This window comes from Dictyobacter sp. Z7_2, from assembly GCF_057551105.1.
Genome location: NZ_BAAJPE010000002.1, coordinates 3,758,654 through 3,776,339, shown reverse-complemented (window position 1 = coordinate 3,776,339; position 17,686 = coordinate 3,758,654). Strand labels below are relative to the sequence as shown.

Sequence of the window (17,686 nt, the reverse complement as noted above, 5' to 3'; positions counted from 1 at the left end):
GGGCAACAAAAAACGAGTGAATCGTACGTCACGTGGCCGCCGGGCACAAGACCACGGCGCTACGTCGGGTTTCATACCTCCTCGGTGGAAGAGATCTGGCCCGTATATTTTTCCTCTCTGAAAGGTTCTCCCGCCTATTGAATAAATGAACATCTAAAGAATAACGAGGAGGCCTATGAAAAATTTACAAGCTCTTTCCATGCTCAAACAATCGTGTACGCAGTTGCTCGATATGCTCTTTCCACGTTGCTGTGTGCGATGTCACGGCGTCGGCTCAAGTTTCTGCGCTGGTTGTCAGGCGACGCTTCCGCGTTTTGTTCCTCCTATATGCCCGCGATGCGGCGATCCGCAAGCGGGAGGACGTATCTGCCTCCATTGTGCTTACAGGCCGCTCAAATTTAATGGCTTGCGTGCTTTTAGTGACTATACGGAGCCTTTGCGCTCAATTATTCATGCGTTCAAATATAAGGGAAACACGCATTTAGGAGATCCATTAGGGGCATTATTGGCAGAGACCTACCTTCGACATCGTATGGTGGCCGAATTGATTATTCCAGTTCCTCTCCATGCGGAGCGTTTACGGCAACGGGGCTATAATCAAGCGCAATTATTGGCGGCCGCATGTGCCAAAAGACTACAGCTTCCCATGTCCACGACCGTGCTTGCACGCAGGCACAAGGCGACTACACAGGTGAGATCTGGAGCGCAAGAACGTCGATCAAATCTTCAAGGGGCATTCGACTATCACTCTAGTGTTACAACCCAGGCCCTGCTTAATCGTAAAATTCTTGTTATAGACGATGTATGCACAACTGGTGCAACGCTCGAAGCATGCGCCAATCTCCTCTTTGCGGCTGGCTGCCGGGAAGTCTGGGGACTGGTACTTGCCCATCCTTCTGTCACAAAGTGTAACCCTCTCACGTAAAGAGAGTAGAAAAACTTCTCACTGACGATAATTTTGATCCAATACTGACAAAAATTATGAGAAAAAAGTACTCTTCCTCCTCCCAAAAAGAGAATTTCGCGGTCTGATATGCATATGGTATAGAGATTACTTAAGGAAGGGAAACATCAGAAGATTGACTGATATGCAAGCATTTATAGATATCAACATAGAAAGCGCTAGAGAGATCTCTTCTCATACACTCCGTCAGAGATCGACGGACAAGTATGCTATAATAAAGCACACAAGTGTAACACATTCCATACCAGATAGCCTTAATGAGCATGCTACACGTTTTTCTGCTCTTATTTGTGCCTGCTCATTTTTAGAGAGGAGCCTCCATGTTTACTAGTGGAAAATGGCTTAAAACGAGCTTTTTTTGGCTCCTGATTTTGTTGATCGCCATTCTGAGCATCGTCTTTGTTGTGCGTGCACAGAGCAACCAGTCGGTATCGCTATCAATGGTGCTGAGCGATCTGAAGACCGATATAAACAGGCATCAACTCGATACACTCACCGTCACCAACGGAACAGTTATCCTGATCCGAGGACAGACAAAAAACGCACTACAGGAAACTGCGAGCATCAATAATAACATCGATATCACCAACGTCCTGAAAAACAGCAATATCGATTACTCCAATCCGCAGCTCCTGAAACTACAATTTGATAACCCAAACCCCATCTGGGGCTGGCTTGGAACGCTATTAGGATTTGTCCCCTTCATCTTACTTTGCGTCCTCTTCATCTTCATGTTGAGACAAGCTCAGGGCAGCAATAATCAAACCTTATCTTTTGGAAAGAGCCGTGCCCGCATATTTATGGGCAATAAGCCTTCAGTGAGCTTCAAGGATGTAGCCGGTGTGGAGGAGGCCAAGCAGGAGCTCCAGGAAATTGTAGAATTTTTAAAGTATCCAGATAAATTTGCCGCACTCGGTGCCCGCATCCCCAAAGGCCTACTCCTGGTAGGGCCGCCAGGAACCGGCAAAACGTTGATCTCACGCGCCGTAGCCGGCGAGGCGGGCGTTCCGTTTTTCAGTATCAGCGGCTCTGAATTCGTGGAGATGTTTGTCGGAGTGGGCGCGAGTCGCGTACGTGACCTCTTTGAGCAGGCCAAGCGTAACAGTCCGTGCATTGTCTTTGTGGATGAGATCGACGCCGTGGGACGCCAACGTGGTGCCGGGTTGGGAGGCTCTCACGATGAGCGTGAACAGACCCTCAATCAGATTCTGGTGGAGATGGATGGTTTCGATACGAATACGAATGTGATCGTCATTGCGGCAACGAATCGTCCCGATGTCTTAGATCCCGCGCTGCTACGTCCAGGACGCTTCGATCGTCAGGTCATCCTGGATCGACCGGATATCCGCGGACGTATCTCCATTCTACAAGTGCACGCCAGGGGCAAACCGTTGGAGCCGAATGTCTCGCTCGAAGTGCTCGCCAAGCAGACACCTGGCTTTTCGGGGGCCGATGTAGCAAATCTCTTAAACGAAGCCGCGATTCTGGCCGCCCGCCGCGATAAGAGCAAGATCGGGATGAGTGAGATGGAAGAGGCCATCGATCGCGTTGTGGCCGGTCCTGCGCGCAAGAGCCGTATCATCAGCGAGCGCGAAAAGTCGATCACGGCTTATCACGAAGTCGGACACGCACTCGTCGCACGGATGCTCCGCAACACCGATCCAGTTCACAAAGTCTCCATCGTCGCCCGTGGACAGGCCGGAGGCTTCACCATGCTCCTGCCAACCGAGGATCGCTATCTGTGGAGCAAGCCGCAATTCGAAGATATGCTTGCCTATGCGCTCGGCGGACATGTCGCAGAGTTGATCACCTTTGGCGAGGTCACCACCGGAGCTTCGAACGACATCGAGCGCGTCACGAAGGTCGCTCGCTCGATGGTTACAGAGTATGGCATGAGCGAGCGACTCGGTCCCATGGCTTTAGGACATAAAGAAGAGCTGGTCTTTCTTGGACGCGACTTTGGCGAACAACGCAACTATAGCGAGCAGACTGCCCGCGAGATCGATGAAGAGATTCATCGCATCATTCAAGAAGCCTTCAATAAAGCACATCACATCCTCTTACAAAACAAGAGCCGCTTAATCATGATCAGCGAGCGCCTGATCAAAGAAGAGACGTTAGAAGGGCCTCTCTTTGAGTCGCTCTTCAACCAACCCATGAACGACGACCAACAATATGAGTCTCCTTCGATTTTAGCCGGCATTCCCGAAGTCCCAACTTCTGATCCAGAAATGCCTAAAAGTCTCGCACTACCTCGTCCATCCTATCCGCAGCAACTACAGCCTCCTTACAAAAGCACTGATGCCTCGTAAGAGCCTCCCGCGTACTTACTATCCCAGAGGGCAAAGTTGCCCCCTGGTGAGGCGGCCACACAGGATCTGACAGGTCTTTCTATTACACTTGCATAAGGTCTATTATTTCCCCTTCCATCACCACTATGTAGATTCTGCCAATAGTTTATCCTGCCTGTCGATACTTTGTGCTATTCTGCTAGTTTTATATATAGGTGCACTATCCGTTTATATAAGGGGGATACTCTACTTCACACTTCTGTCGCCTAGAAAAATCATGCTACGGAGAATTTGATTATTATGGGCAATCCTGCGAATGAATCCCGTCTTTTTCTACTGATTGGCATTTTCCTGAGTCTCATCCTCAATCTACTCACTAACGCGATCTCGCTACCTACCTGGATAAATACTGTAGCCCTCTTTCTCGTTATTGCATTCACCGCACTCTATATACTGGCCGAGATAGTAAAAGCTGGCAGGCCCGCCGATCCCGAAGAGCGCCGCGCTTTTTTCAAGCATGCCCGTTTATCTGTAGGCACGGTCACACTCTTGACAGTACTGGGAAGTTTTCTCCTGCTAAAGGAGACCGATCTGAAGGCAGAAGCAGAACAGTTGGAGCGTCAACAAAAGGCGCTGGATACTCAAAAGAAAGGTCTATTGTCCATTCTACGCATCGGTTTTCTACCAGCAGGAGTTGAGTCGTTAGGAAAATTCCAGACCAGTATGTTTGAAAATAGCGTCAGCAATCAACTAGCTGTTCCGGTTCACTCGTTGTACCCAGGAAAAACGTATATGGATACCGTCAACGCTTTAGCGCATAAAGAGATTGAAGTGGGATGGCTTGGCCCACTTAGTTACCTCTATGCAGCCAGAAATTATGGTGCCAGCGTTATCTTATGCCGCTTGACTGCTAAAGGTCAAAAGACCTATCAGTCTTATATGATCACCAGGGCTGATAGCAACATTCATACACTACAAGCACTCAAAGGAAAAACGTTTGCCTTTGTTGATCCTTTATCGACAAGCGGCAATCTATTGCCCAGATATGCGTTCAAAAAGGCCGGCCTGGACGCCAATCAGGACATCATTAGCTCTTATTCAGGAGCACATCTAAGCGTCTTGAACGATGTCCTGAGCGGAAAGGTCTCTGCTGGCGCGATTTCAAGCAATATGTATAATCTGGCCTTGCGGCAAGGAAGATTTCGGACAGGTGAAATTGTCATTCTGTTTAAAAGTAGTGATATTCCAGAGGGGCCGATTGTTGTACGTAAAGAGATCCAACATTACGATGCTCTGCGCATCGAGGACGCTTTTTTGACAGTTGAAGACATAGATCCTGTGATTATTAATACCATCGGGATCGCCGGATTTGCCAAGATAACGGATAGAAAATATGAGTTCTTACTCGATGTGGCAAAAGAACTCAATATTGATATATCTCATTATGAGTAAGCCTCTGTCTTGCAAACCAGAACTATTCCAGAAGGCTACGGTGTCCCCGGCACTATAAAGGATCAGGACAACGACGTCCCCTTCTTGCTACCTCTATAAAATCCGAGTGCATGCCTGCACAGAGCGCGTACAATCACCCACAGACCAGAGCACAAGTTTCCCCAGACGGCAAGTGTGATCAATGGATCAAAAACGATATGCACACGCATCAGATCAGCCAGATAGTAGCCTCCCAGCGCCGTAATTATAATCCCCCATACAGCAGTCAGCACAACCAGGCCCATCCCCTGTACCAGATAGCTCTTTCTCGTCACATGCCAGGCAAGCAATCTACGCCAGAGCAGAACGCATATGAGGAAAAGTCCATTGCAGCGATACAATAGCAATTGGAATGCGAAAAGCCACGCCAGAACATTGTCATACGGAGTATGTAGCGCTACGTCTGTGACTGGTACAATCGAGACTGGATAGTAGTTGACAAGCGAAGGGTAGACAATTGAGAGGGTCTTAACCACAAATTCCAGTGGATGATGCAGGATGACTGAGCGAGCAAAGTCTCCTACTGGTTGAGCATTATGGACCGCCAATGCTGGCTCGTTTCCCAGAATCTGATAAGGACTCGTCTGACCATGCGCAACATACCGTGCAATGATCTGACCTGTTGATTGATATTCAGGAGTTGTCTCATTATACATACGATACTGAATAACTTTTCCAAGCAGATTCATATTTTCAACTGAGGTGAGTCCTACATAATGATTCACAATACTATTACCAGCAATATATGCTCCGACGAGGAGGTAGAGAACGCCAACGACCAGCAATACACGTATCAGCAGAGGGCGAAAAAAAGAACGGCCTCTGCCAACAAGCAGCAGATAGCCAAATAAGAGAACTGGAAAAGCGACCCATTCAGGCCGCGTAAAGAAGAGTAATAGCAGAAAGAGAGACTGCACCCAGACCAAACACAGCCTCCAGGTCCGCATCAGGGAGACTGCAAGCAGGATATTTGTCGTCAATAGCCAGAGAGACAATCCCTCAGTCATGATCGGCTTGCTATAGGAGATCAGAATAACATTCGTCCCGACGAATATACCAATCAACAAAGCCAACCAGCTACGTCTGAAGATCAAGGCGGTCAGCAGATAAAGCTCAAGCGTCGTGAGAACAAAGAGGCCTCCCTGCACGATGCTTACGGCGAATAGGTTATCTCGACCCGCCACAGCACAGATAATCAGGATGAAAAGGGGATAGATGGGAAGCCGAAAAATGTTCAGAGGATTTCCAGTGAGGCGCATCTGGTTTACAACGGCGAGGTAGCTGGACGTATCAGCGGTAACTTCTACATAAGGACGACTGAGATAGTAGAGGATGGTGACAAATAGTGCTATCACAGCAACGATACATCCACAGACAAGGTAAATTTTTGTCTGTGATACACTTTTTTCATTAGATATCATAGAATAATTTATACACAATAACAGATACATGTGTCAATAAAAAATCTTTGGCCGCGTTTATCTCACAATAACAAAATGTAAACGAGATAGCTTCTATCTATACTATTACCCAAACGAGCAGCCGGGGAAAGCTCTGGTTATTTGCACCCCTTGAGGGCACATAGTACAATGGGAGTATTCAAAGAGTTCCAGACGCGCATTTTCTCAGCAGAAAAAACTGAGCGGAGAGGTGCAGGCAGAGATCTGGAGCTTTGCTTTTTTTATTTGATCAGCCTCGATACGATTTCTATGCATCAATAGAGACAGTTACGACGGATGAAGAGGAGCAAGCAATGACGACCACAGAACTGAACCAAAGAGATTGGGTGAGTCTTGAACATCAATATTATCAGGGCACGTTTAAACGCCAACCGCTAACGCTGGTACGCGGCGAGGGTACACGGGTATGGGACAGCAATGGAAAGGTGTATCTCGATTTTGTGGCTGGTATTGCTGTGAATATTCTCGGTCACTGCCATCCAGCGATTATCGAGGCCGTCCAGCAACAGGTAACTCAGTTGGTCCACGTTTCTAATCTCTACTACAATGTGCGTCAGATTGAGCTGGCCGAACTGCTCGGTATCCAGAGCAACGGCATGCGCTCCTTCTTCTCCAACAGCGGTGCGGAGGCCAATGAGGGGGCGATCAAGCTCGCTCGCAAATATGGTCGCACGCAGCGCAACGGGGCATTTGAAGTCATCAGCGTCAATAATAGTTTCCATGGTCGCACGCTGGCCACAACGGCGGCCACCGGTCAGCCAGCCTATCAAGCTACCTGGGCTCCTCTGCCAGACGGCTTTAAGCAGGTAGCATTTAATGACCTCCAGGCAATCAAAGATGCCACCAGCCCCAAGACGGCAGCGATCCTGGTCGAAGCGGTGCAGGGAGAGGGCGGCATCTGGCCAACTTCCCTGGAGTATATGCAAGGACTGCGCCAATGGTGCGATGAACAGAATCTTGTTCTGATCTGCGACGAGGTCCAGGCAGGGTCGGGACGCACAGGCAAGTTCTTCAGTTGGGAACATTATGGCATTCGCCCGGACATCGTCACGATGGCCAAAGGTCTGGCGGGCGGCATCCCCATTGGTGCCATGTTGACCGATCCACGCACCGATATCTTTGTTCCTGGCGATCACGGCACGACGTTTGGAGGCAATCCAATTGCATGCGCGGCTGCCGGTGCCACCATCAGGACCATCAACGAGCTCAACCTGCTCGACAATGCCACCCAAATGGGCAATTATTGGGGCAGCAAGCTGGAGCAGTTGTGTGCCAAGTATGAATTTATCGATAGCCCACGCGGTATCGGTCTGATGCGTGCCGTCAACGTCAAACACGGCCTCGGTGCCAGCATTGTCCAAAGCGCTCTGGAGCATGGACTCCTGCTCAACAGCACGGCGCCCGATACCATACGCATGCTGCCACCCCTGATCCTCAGCGTAGCAGATATCGATGAAGCTACCGAGCTTCTCGACAAGACGCTCGCCAAAGTAGCCGAACTGCCAGCCGCACAGCAGTAAAAGATAGCGGGAGAAAATCTCCTCGCGAAGCACTTGACTCTTCTACTGTGGCTGCTATACTAATAAAGAGGCGCATCACATTTGTGCATGCGCCTCTCCAAAAAAACTTTGACCTTCTTCCGGCAACTGGCGATACAGTGGATTAACCACGAGGAAGCCCGAAGAATTTAATCTGATTTCACAGTCGCTCGCCTGGGCTGGACATATGGATGAACGTTGACTGCAACGTTCTGTTATGTCGACAGCAAAGGAGTCCACGACGATGACTACTATCGCTACCGATCAATCCTTCCTGATACGCTACCTCCAGGGCTTAAATGGACAGGTTCCTCAGTCCGCACCGGCGGCTTTCTACGCTTCCCTCGATCAGATCAAGACAGTCTCTCCGACAATTGCGGCAGGGATTATCCAGGAGTTGCGCGATCAGCGCAGCAATTTGAAGATGATTGCAAGCGAGAATTATAGTTCGCTTACTTCACAGCTGGCGATGGGCAATCTGCTCACCGATAAGTATGCCGAAGGTTATCCACAGCATCGCTTCTACGCCGGTTGCGATAACGTCGATGCCATTGAGGCGGAGGCGGCTACGCTGGCTCAAGATCTCTTTGGAGCCGATTATGCCTATGTCCAGCCTCATTCTGGCGCCGACGCGAACCTTGTCGCCTATCTGGCAATTTTATCGGCTAAAGCACAAAAGCCGATCCTGAGCGAGCTCGGACAAGAAGATCCATCGAAATTGAGTCGCGAGGACTGGAATAAGGTTCGCGCTACCGTACATAATCAGCGTCTGCTGGCACTGGATTATTATTCCGGCGGACACCTCACCCATGGCTATCGACATAATATCTCCAGCCATCTCTTCGATGTCTACAGCTACACCGTCGATCCCCAGGATGGCCTGATTAATCTGGATCATTTACGTCAACAACTGCATGAGGTTCGTCCCTTGATCCTGTTGGCCGGCTATAGCGCCTATCCACGCAAGATCAACTTCGCTAAGATGCGCGAGCTGGCCGATGAGGTAGGCGCGGTTCTGATGGTCGATATGGCTCACTTCGCTGGTCTGGTCGCTGGTAAGGTCTTTACAGGCGAATTTGATCCAGTGCCTCACGCGCATGTTGTCACCACCACCACCCACAAAACGTTGCGCGGACCACGCGGCGGCATGGTGCTCTGCCAGGAAGAATTCGTCGAATGGGTCAACAAAGGCTGTCCCGCCCTGCTGGGTGGACCACTCCCACACGTGATGGCTGCGAAGGCCATCGCTTTCCGTGAGGCCTCTCGCCCCGAGTTCCAGACGTACGCTCATAAGATCGTTGAGAATTCGCAGGCGCTGGCAGAGGCCAGTGTCTCTCAAGGACTGAACGTGCTCACCGGCGGCACGGATAATCACTTGCTGCTGATCGATGTGGCCAAAACGTTTGGACTGACCGGACGTCAGGCGGAATCGGTACTCCGCGAATGTAAGATCACGCTCAATCGCAACTCGCTACCCTTCGACGCAAATGGACCCTGGTATACCAGCGGATTGCGCATCGGCACGCCAGCGACGACGACACTGGGCATGGGTCCACAGGAGATGCGCGAGATCGCGAGTATCCTCAAACGCGTCCTAGCAAACGTCACCGCGGCGAAGACCGCCAGCGGCAAAAAGAGTCTCAACAAGTACATCCTGGATGAGCAGATCCGTGACGAAGCCCAGCAACGCATACAAGCCTTACTGGCACAATATCCGCTCTATCCAGAGCTGGATCTCGAACTCCTCCAGTCAGAAGCATAAGTATTAGCCATCAGATAACAGGAAAAGAGATTATGACAACAACGACCAACGAATTATTGTTGCGCTATGGATGCAATCCCTATCAGAAGCCTGCGCGTGTCTTCGCCAAAGAAGGTAATCTGCCTTTTACCGTGCTGAATGGTGCTCCCGGCTACATTAATCTGCTCGATGCGCTCAACTCCTGGCAATTAGTCAAAGAGTTGAGAACGGTCCTGCAACAGCCAGCGGCGGCATCGTTTAAACACGTCAGCCCGGCCGGAGCAGCGATCGGTCTGCCGCTGAGCGATGAGCTCAAAAAAGCCTATGGCGTCGAGACACTGGAGCTTTCACCTCTCGCCACCGCCTACGCACGCGCACGCGGAGCCGATCGGCTGGCATCATTTGGCGACTGGGCCGCACTGAGCGATATCGTCGACGTCCCGACGGCTCGCCTGCTGAACCGCGAGGTCTCCGATGGCGTCATCGCTCCCGGCTATGAGCCCGAAGCACTCGAGATCCTGCGCAACAAACAAAAGGGACGCTATATCGTCCTGCAAATCGATCCCACCTATGAGCCCGAAGAATTCGAGCGGCGCGAAGTATTCGGCGTCACTTTCGAGCAGAAGCATAACACCGCCCTGGCCAGTCCCGACTGGCTGACCAACATTCCAACCGAGAATAAAGATCTCCCCGCAGCCGCTCAGCGTGATCTTTTGATCTCTCTGATCGCGCTCAAGTACACACAATCCAACTCCGTCTGCTTCGCCGTCGACGGACAATGCATCGGTATCGGCGCGGGACAACAATCACGCATCCAATGCGTACGCCTGGCTGCCTCGAAAGCCGCCACCTGGTATCTACGTCTGCATCCGCGCATCTCAGAGTTCCAATGGAAGGAAGGCGTCAAGCGCCAGGATCGCGTCAACGCGATAGATCTCTATCTGATCGACGACGCCACACCGGTCGAGCTAGAAGCCTGGGCGCAGAACTTTGAGACAGTCCCACCTCGCCTGACACGCGATGAAAAACATGAGTGGCTCAAGACCCTCGAAGGCGTCGCCCTTGGCTCGGATGCCTTCTTCCCGTTCCGCGATAATATCGATTGCGCCGCCCTCTACGGCGTCAAGTATATCGCCCAGCCCGGCGGCTCGGTCCGCGACGATGTGGTGATTGAGGCCTGTAACGATTATGGGATGGCGATGGCCTTTACCAATACACGACTTTTTCATCATTAAGCCACATTGTGAGAAACGACGTAGCGTCGTGCCCTCGGGCACGATGTCCCACTCGACGTACGATCAGGCAAGCCAGCGTGATGCGCCGAAATACTGCTGTCTCGTACGAGTTACTGGGACATCGTGCCCGAGGGCACGACGCTACGTCGTACAAAAAAAGAGCACATTCAATTCCCACTTGAATAGTACCTTTTAGTACTTTTGGGAATAATTGTACAGATATACACGAAAATAAAGTTACAATAGATCAGGTAACGAATATGGTAGGGTCTAACAATATATTCATATATGCCAAATTAACAATTATGCTTCTGACCTATGTATGTTTATCGGTTGTCTTATCCGTGAGTGCAAGCAGGCAACCAGAATAATGAGTCTCAACAAACGGCAACGCTGGCGGGCGAGCAGGTTGTTCCTGATTGAGACAAAGGAGTAATTTTTTGAAAAAGTACCTTCCAACTATCACTGTGATTATTTTACTTGCGACCATAGCGATAGCTATCCCGACGACTCAACTGTTTGCAGCTCATGCAGCCAATCCGACGATCGGGCAAAGTCATCGCACTGGGACCCCAACTGCTCCCACGAGCAGTAGCGCCTCTCCTCAGTCCTATGCTCCCGCCTGTTCAGATGCACCAGCGGGCTACGCACGCTGTCTTGCAATGGTCTCCACAAAAACAGTGAAGCCAACTTTTGCAAAGGCGAAAGCTCATACGAACAGGTTCGCAAAAAGTATGAGCACAAACGCTACTCCTGCTCTCATAGCCAATGCCACTGGAAGCGCGGCCCCTTATAGTCCGACAGCGCTCCACAACGCATATAATCTTCCGACGACTGCGCCAACCCCTCAGACCGTGGCGATTATCGATGCGTTCGATGATCCAAATGCGGAGACCGATCTGGCAACGTATCGCTCGATGTTTGGCCTGCCCGAATGCTCAACCGCCAATGGCTGTTTCCGCAAAGTCAATCAAACCGGTGGAACAACCTATCCAGCGGCGAACGTCAGCTGGGCGATGGAGATCTCGCTGGATCTGGATATGGTCAGCGCAATCTGCCAGAACTGCAACATCCTGCTCGTCGAGGCAAACTCAGCCAGCTTCGCAAACCTGGGTGCGTCTACGAATGAGGCGGCCACGCTTGGCGCCACCGCGATCAGCAATAGTTACGGTAACGCTGAGTTTGTTGGCGAGAGCACCTATTGCCAGGTATTTTACAATCATCCAGGGATAGCAGTCACAGCCAGTTCCGGCGATACCGGACTCGGTGTCAGGTTTCCATCCTCCTGTCCCAACGTCACCGCAGTGGGCGGAACATCCCTCAATGCGGATGGCACCGAGACAGCCTGGAATACCAGCACCACATCAGCAGCAGGTGGCGGCTGTAGCGCACTGATACCAGTCCCTTCCTGGCAGTCACGTGCCACCACGGGCTGCGCCACACGCGCAACAGCTGATGTCTCCGCGGTGGGCGATCCTAATACCGGCGTGTATATCTATGATACATATGGAAAAGGTGGTGGCTTCGAGGCCGGTGGAACTAGCGCCGCCACACCAATCATCGCCGCGACATTCGCACTCGCTGGCGGCACAGCCAACATTACCAGTTCAGCATCCATTCCCTGGACCAATAATAGCGCCAACGCCAGCAGCTGCTTAAATACAGTCGACAACACAGCCTACGAGTTCCAGGCCGGCCTTGGTTCGCCCAATGGATTAAGTTGCTTCTAATCATCGATGCAGTCAAACGCATTAATTAAAACGTATGAGGCAGTGGCCCTCGCCAATGTGATAAAACATTGGCGAGGGCCACTGCTATTTTTACTTAAATTTCGCATGTGCCCGCGAACGTTGTTGCTGCTCCTAGCGCTCAAGTTCATATGCCACAACATCAACGCTCAAACCACACTCAGACAAGATCCTCTGCGTCAGATCGAGAGGAAAGCCGAAGGTATCATACAACTTGAACGCTTCAGATCCGGACATAATACGGCGCTCCTGCTGCACCATCTGGCCGGTCAGATTCTCTAAATGCTGTAAACCTCTGCTCAACGTCCGCTGAAAACGTTTTTCTTCAGCCGTAACCACATCATAGATCTCGGAGCTGCGCATCTGGAGCTCCGGATAATAAAATCCTAGCTGTTCAACGGTCACCTGCACGACCGATGCGAGAAATGGCTGAGTCAGACCAAGTGTCCGACCAAAGTATGCAGCACGACGAATAATTCGTCTGAGCACATAGCTACGTCCAACGTTACCGGGTCGGATACCATCTACAATCAAAAATGCCATGGCACGACTATGATCAGCGATCACGTTCGCCGCGACGCGATGTTCGGTAGAGATCTCCTCTCCCTGGCAGGAGATCTTTTTAATATGTTGAAGCAGAGGTACAAAAAGATCGGTGTCATAGATACTCTTGACTCCTTGCAGGACCGTGGTGATACGCTCAAGTCCCATGCCGGTATCCACCGAGGGAGTATGGAGTGGTGTCAATTGTCCCTGCTCATCGCGGTTGTATTGCATAAAAACCAGGTTCCAGAGTTCCAGGTAGTCATCATCATCCGAATTAACACCCTCAGGACGCTGCAATGCAAGGTCAGCCCCCTGATAATAGTTGATCTCCGTGGACGGTCCACACGGTCCGGTATCGCCCATGGACCAGAAGTTATCTTTAGCACCAAAGCGCAGAATACGCTCCTTGCTCACCCCAATATCCTCCCAGAGCTGAGCCGTGACATCGTCATCCATATAGACGGTCACCCAGAGACGCTCAATAGGCAGAAGAAATTTTTGGGTCAACAAATCCCAGGCATAAAGCATCGCCTCGCGCTTAAAGTAAGCGCCAAAGGAGAAATTCCCCAGCATCTCAAAAAATGTCAGATGCCGAGGCGAGATGCCAACCTGCTCCAGATCGTTATGCTTTCCAGAGACACGCAGGCATTTTTGCACACTACAAACGCGTTGAAACGGCTGGCTCTCCAGACCCAGAAATGTGTTCTTGAATGGCACCATGCCCGCATTGACAAACAATAAGCTTTGATCATTTGGTAGCACAAGCGGACTACTGGACAAGCGCTTGTGATCTTCTTGTAGAAAGTATTCGAGAAACATCTGTCGAACCTGATTACTATCCATCGTGTCACTCCTCCTGGCAACTCATACGGGACAACCTCGCACCTATCTACGCTGATCTCATGGTAGACAGGGTTCAATTTGTCCAACTCATCAACATCCATCCTGATCTGCAAGCTAGAACCACACACAGCCGCAACACAACAAAAAGCCCGCCTTGAGCAGAAGCTCAGGGCGGGCTGATATATTTTTTATCAAAACCCGTGGTACCACCTGGATTGGAATCCACGCTAGTGTGCGAATTTCCCACTTATCAGACACGGAATATACGATTGTGTACGACGACCTACATTCGATGTCCTGCCCCTCGATAACGGTGGGCTACCGGCTAGAATTACTGACAGCATAGATGCTGTGTTCGTCCCGCATCGCGATACAGAGCCATCACAGGCTCCCTATCAGAGGGGGGCATTCCACGCGCCTCATGAGATGTCGAACTTCCACTGGCTCCGACTCGCTGGTCCTCATAGCAACATGTACTCGTCCCTCGCAACGATTATGCATATGATACATCAAGTATAGCTACTTAAGGCCAGCAAGTCAAGCGAAAACATTGGATTGTTAAGCTCTCTTCAGCTTTGCCAGGACAACCGTTTTGATCAGGTGAACTTCCTCCACCTTGAAAAGCAGGATACAGCCGAAGTACACAACAACAGCAACAGCTCCGGCCACAAGCACGGTCGCTATTTGACCGAGAAAGTGATTAAGCGCGAAAAAAGCAATGTTGTTCAGCACTGCCAGAACTCCCCAGGCCGCCAATCCCATCAGAGCAGCCGACAAGCCAATCTTTAAGAAGACCAGCAAGTTATTACGAATATGCAATGGACCGATAGCCAGGCGCAGCAGAATCAGCAAAATCACGGCGTGGGCAGAGTTTTGTACGGTATTAGCAATCACCAGAGCCTTCATGCCGACCGTTTGATAGAATGGCAGTGCGATGCTCAGATAAAAGAGGATACTTACAATCCCAATCACTACCGGTGTCTTGGTATTGTTTCGTGCATAGAATGCGGCGATGAGAAGTTGATCGACGACTAAAAATGGTAGCTGATAGGCGTAATATTGCAGCGCCAGAGCCGATAGATTAGCATCACCAGTGTGATAATTATGGTGCGCAAAAATAAGGTAGATAATCGGAGTTCGTAACGCGATCAAACCAACCATAGCTGGAACCATCAGCAGCGAACCAAGACGAAAACCCAGAAAGAGCGTCTCTTTAAAACGTTCATTGTTTCCCGCGCGTGCATGCTCGGCCAGTGTAGGAAGCACAACCACAGCAAGCGCCTGGGCCACAATCCCCACGGGGAACTGAATCAAAGTCGTAGCCAGAGCCATCGAAGATGTAGCCAGACTATGCTCGGGCGTATTTGACTGCAAATGTAGATCAAGCAAAACCAATAGCATAGAGAAAACATAGCTGATAGCAATAGGCCAATAGAGTTTTAGAATGCGTCGTATCGCCGGGTGCTTGAGATCCAGCACAAACATATAATAGAGACGTCGATTGCGAATGCCAGGCAATAACAGCACTATCTGACCAGCAGCGCCAATTAAGAGGCCAATCGGCAAGGCCAGGACCAAAGAAGAGGAGCTACTGGCAACGACTGCTCCAACAATCACTCCGAGATGATAAGCGGCCGTAGCGAAGGCCGGCCAACCAAACTCCTTCAGGGCAAAGAGCGCAGCCAGCAGTACAGCAAAGGGGCCGAGAAATACCAGTGAGAAGATAATCACCCGTGAGTAACGTAAGGTAAGCGCTTGATCCTCTGGTTTAAAACCGTTGACCAGAGAAGAGATAAACCATGGAGAAATAAAGAAATAAAGAATAGAAGTGATCAAAGCAACAATCAGAACCAGATTTACCACCGTAAACACGATACGCCGCATTTCCAGGCGCTTCTCAGGAGTAGCGTATTCATTAAACACCGGAACTAACGCGCCGTCCGTCGAGCCATTGGCGAGCAACTGGTAAAAATTGTTGACCGGAGTGATGGCCGCATTGAAATCCCCAAATTTCGCAGCCCCCAATGAGACTGCTGAGACAACCTGGCGTACCATTCCCAACAGGCTGCTGCCAAGATTACCAATCGAGACCAGCGCAGCCGAGCGGACAAGATGTCTGCGCTCGGTCGAGGAAGATGTCTCCTCTGTCTCTACCAGCGTAGCAGGTGCATTTTCCAGGATACCGACAGGTACAACCGCAGCATCCTCGACTCTCACAGCCACATCAGCACCAGCAGCATCTCTATCTTCCTGGCCATCTATATCTATGCCTGTTTGTTTATCTTCTCTTTCATTATTTTGTTGTGTCATTCAAAATGATCCATTTCTCTAAGAAAACAGCGAAACATCGTGGCAACTTCACCTTATCAAGGCCGCCCTGTGGCTGACTGGTAATAAAATGATGCGCCACACATCCAATTTTGATCCTCTACGATGACAGGTGATATACTTTTACTAATAGAACGTTTTTTTTTGCTCTTGCATTGACAAGGATCTACTCTTGCACAAAATATCAGCACGTAATGCGACGTTTATTTTCCTTTTAGCTTTATTTATCTGCATCATCTACAATCTCACAGTAGCAACTCACTATACGCCCCAACGTGACTCTCTACAATATCAAATGATTGGCATCAACTTCCTGAAAAATCAGTGTTATTGCCTTCATCTGCCCTACTCTACCGTTAATAGGGCACCGCTGTGGCCAATTATCCTGGGTCTCTTCTCGTTTGTCTTTAATACGAATGATTTACCAGTACGTTTGTTTCTTTGCGTGTTAAATGCCACTATTTGTCTGATCATTTATGCCTTTGCATGCAAATTATTTCATCAGCGCCTGGGCATCATCGCCGGCATCATTGCGGCTTTCTATCCCGGGCTATTTGTGTATACTGGCTGGCTCTATTCAGAGACGCTCTATACCTTTCTACTTTTTATGCTCAGTTATATCCTTTATCTTTACCACCAGCAACGACGGATCATCTATGTACTGGTTAGTGGTCTCTTATTTGGTCTCCTGGCCCTCACCAGACCCAATGGCTTGCTGGTACTGGTCCCGTTTCTAGTATGGTTCTGCGTGCTCGCGGGACGAGATCTGACCAGATGGAAGACGACGTTACAACATGCTGCGATCATTATAGCGATTACGCTGGTACTGGTCACCCCCTGGGCCATTCGTAATTATACGGTAACACGCAGTTTTGTACCAATTGCCAGCGGAGATGGTACTGTTCTCCTTGGTGCATACAACGATCAGGTCGCCGCGCAACCCTGGTCACAAATCACCTGGATCAATCCCTTACACTCATCTCCGGCACTCGCCAAAACATTTCCCGTGGTCGCCTGCGATGCTCAGTGCGAAATAAAGCGCGAAGACATCTATAAACAGACAGCATTTTATTGGATAAAAACTCACCTGTCTCAGATGCCAATGATGCTCACCAGCCATTTTTTGAAGATGTGGACGCCCAGTATCCATGAGGCAGATCTACCAGGGGATCGCTTCCCTATGCAATACTCATCATATGTTGTCTCAGGAATGATGCAAACCATCCCCATTCCCATCTTTCTATGCGCGCTGTGGGGTGCCATCATCATGTGGCGGCGCTGGCGTCAACTTCTTTTCATCTATCTCACCATCTTCATCACCGTAGCACAAAGTATTGCCTTCTACGGCATCGCACGTTTCCGTGCTCCCATCGAGCCATGGCTGGTCCTGTTCGCTGTGGGAGGCGGCTGGCATCTCTGGCAGAAACTGCGGCGTCAGCGCTCAAAAACTATAGGAAATGCCTTGCCGGAGAGCCATGACTCTTCATTAGCTGAGGCATAA

11 protein-coding genes and 1 riboswitch are annotated in these 17,686 nt (G+C 50.2%); of the genes, 8 read left to right on the top strand and 3 right to left on the bottom strand.

Annotation, left to right across the window (positions count from 1 at the left end):
- Positions 1-175: 175 nt before the first annotated feature.
- From AC27N8_RS29345 to AC27N8_RS29335, 3 genes are all read left to right on the top strand, one after another.
- Positions 176-925, top strand: coding sequence for a ComF family protein (locus tag AC27N8_RS29345; protein WP_487072150.1), 750 nt, complete (start codon positions 176-178; stop codon positions 923-925).
- 359 nt (positions 926-1,284) lie between these two features.
- A complete protein-coding gene (gene ftsH / locus AC27N8_RS29340) occupies positions 1,285-3,276 on the top strand; it encodes an ATP-dependent zinc metalloprotease FtsH (RefSeq protein ID WP_487072148.1) in 1,992 nt (663 codons plus the stop codon).
- Between the two features lie 279 nt (positions 3,277-3,555).
- Complete coding sequence (locus AC27N8_RS29335; RefSeq protein WP_487072146.1) at positions 3,556-4,707, top strand: phosphate/phosphite/phosphonate ABC transporter substrate-binding protein; 1,152 nt, start codon at positions 3,556-3,558, stop codon at positions 4,705-4,707.
- Between the two features lie 62 nt (positions 4,708-4,769).
- Here AC27N8_RS29335 and AC27N8_RS29330 read toward each other — a convergent pair whose 3' ends face one another.
- The gene (locus AC27N8_RS29330; RefSeq protein ID WP_487072144.1) at positions 4,770-6,101 is read right to left on the bottom strand and encodes a hypothetical protein; all 1,332 of its coding nucleotides are present in this window, start codon (positions 6,099-6,101) and stop codon (positions 4,770-4,772) included.
- A gap of 398 nt (positions 6,102-6,499) precedes the next feature.
- Between AC27N8_RS29330 and AC27N8_RS29325 the strand changes: the two genes are divergently transcribed.
- From AC27N8_RS29325 to AC27N8_RS29310, 4 genes are all read left to right on the top strand, one after another.
- A complete protein-coding gene (locus AC27N8_RS29325; RefSeq protein ID WP_487072142.1) occupies positions 6,500-7,726 on the top strand; it encodes an acetylornithine/succinylornithine family transaminase in 1,227 nt (408 codons plus the stop codon).
- A 112-nt stretch (positions 7,727-7,838) separates the two neighbouring features.
- Positions 7,839-7,931, top strand: a riboswitch (ZMP/ZTP riboswitch).
- Between the two features lie 57 nt (positions 7,932-7,988).
- Positions 7,989-9,506: a glycine hydroxymethyltransferase gene (locus tag AC27N8_RS29320; RefSeq protein ID WP_487072140.1), complete on the top strand. Its 1,518-nt coding sequence runs from the start codon at positions 7,989-7,991 to the stop codon at positions 9,504-9,506.
- 32 nt (positions 9,507-9,538) lie between these two features.
- Entirely contained in the window at positions 9,539-10,720 is a 1,182-nt protein-coding gene (locus AC27N8_RS29315) for a phosphoribosylaminoimidazolecarboxamide formyltransferase (RefSeq protein WP_487072138.1), read from the top strand.
- A 440-nt stretch (positions 10,721-11,160) separates the two neighbouring features.
- Entirely contained in the window at positions 11,161-12,450 is a 1,290-nt protein-coding gene (locus AC27N8_RS29310; RefSeq protein ID WP_487072136.1) for a S53 family peptidase, read from the top strand.
- Between the two features lie 132 nt (positions 12,451-12,582).
- Here AC27N8_RS29310 and alaS read toward each other — a convergent pair whose 3' ends face one another.
- Positions 12,583-13,857 carry an alanine--tRNA ligase gene (gene alaS, locus AC27N8_RS29305; protein WP_487072134.1) on the bottom strand — a complete coding sequence of 425 codons (1,275 nt, stop codon included), beginning with the start codon at positions 13,855-13,857 and terminating at the stop codon, positions 12,583-12,585.
- A gap of 558 nt (positions 13,858-14,415) precedes the next feature.
- Positions 14,416-16,167: a murein biosynthesis integral membrane protein MurJ gene (gene murJ / locus AC27N8_RS29300; protein ID WP_487072132.1), complete on the bottom strand. Its 1,752-nt coding sequence runs from the start codon at positions 16,165-16,167 to the stop codon at positions 14,416-14,418.
- A gap of 190 nt (positions 16,168-16,357) precedes the next feature.
- On the opposite strand from murJ, the gene AC27N8_RS29295 reads away from it, so the two are divergent.
- Positions 16,358-17,686, top strand: a complete 1,329-nt coding sequence (locus AC27N8_RS29295; protein WP_487072130.1) for an ArnT family glycosyltransferase — start codon at positions 16,358-16,360, stop codon at positions 17,684-17,686.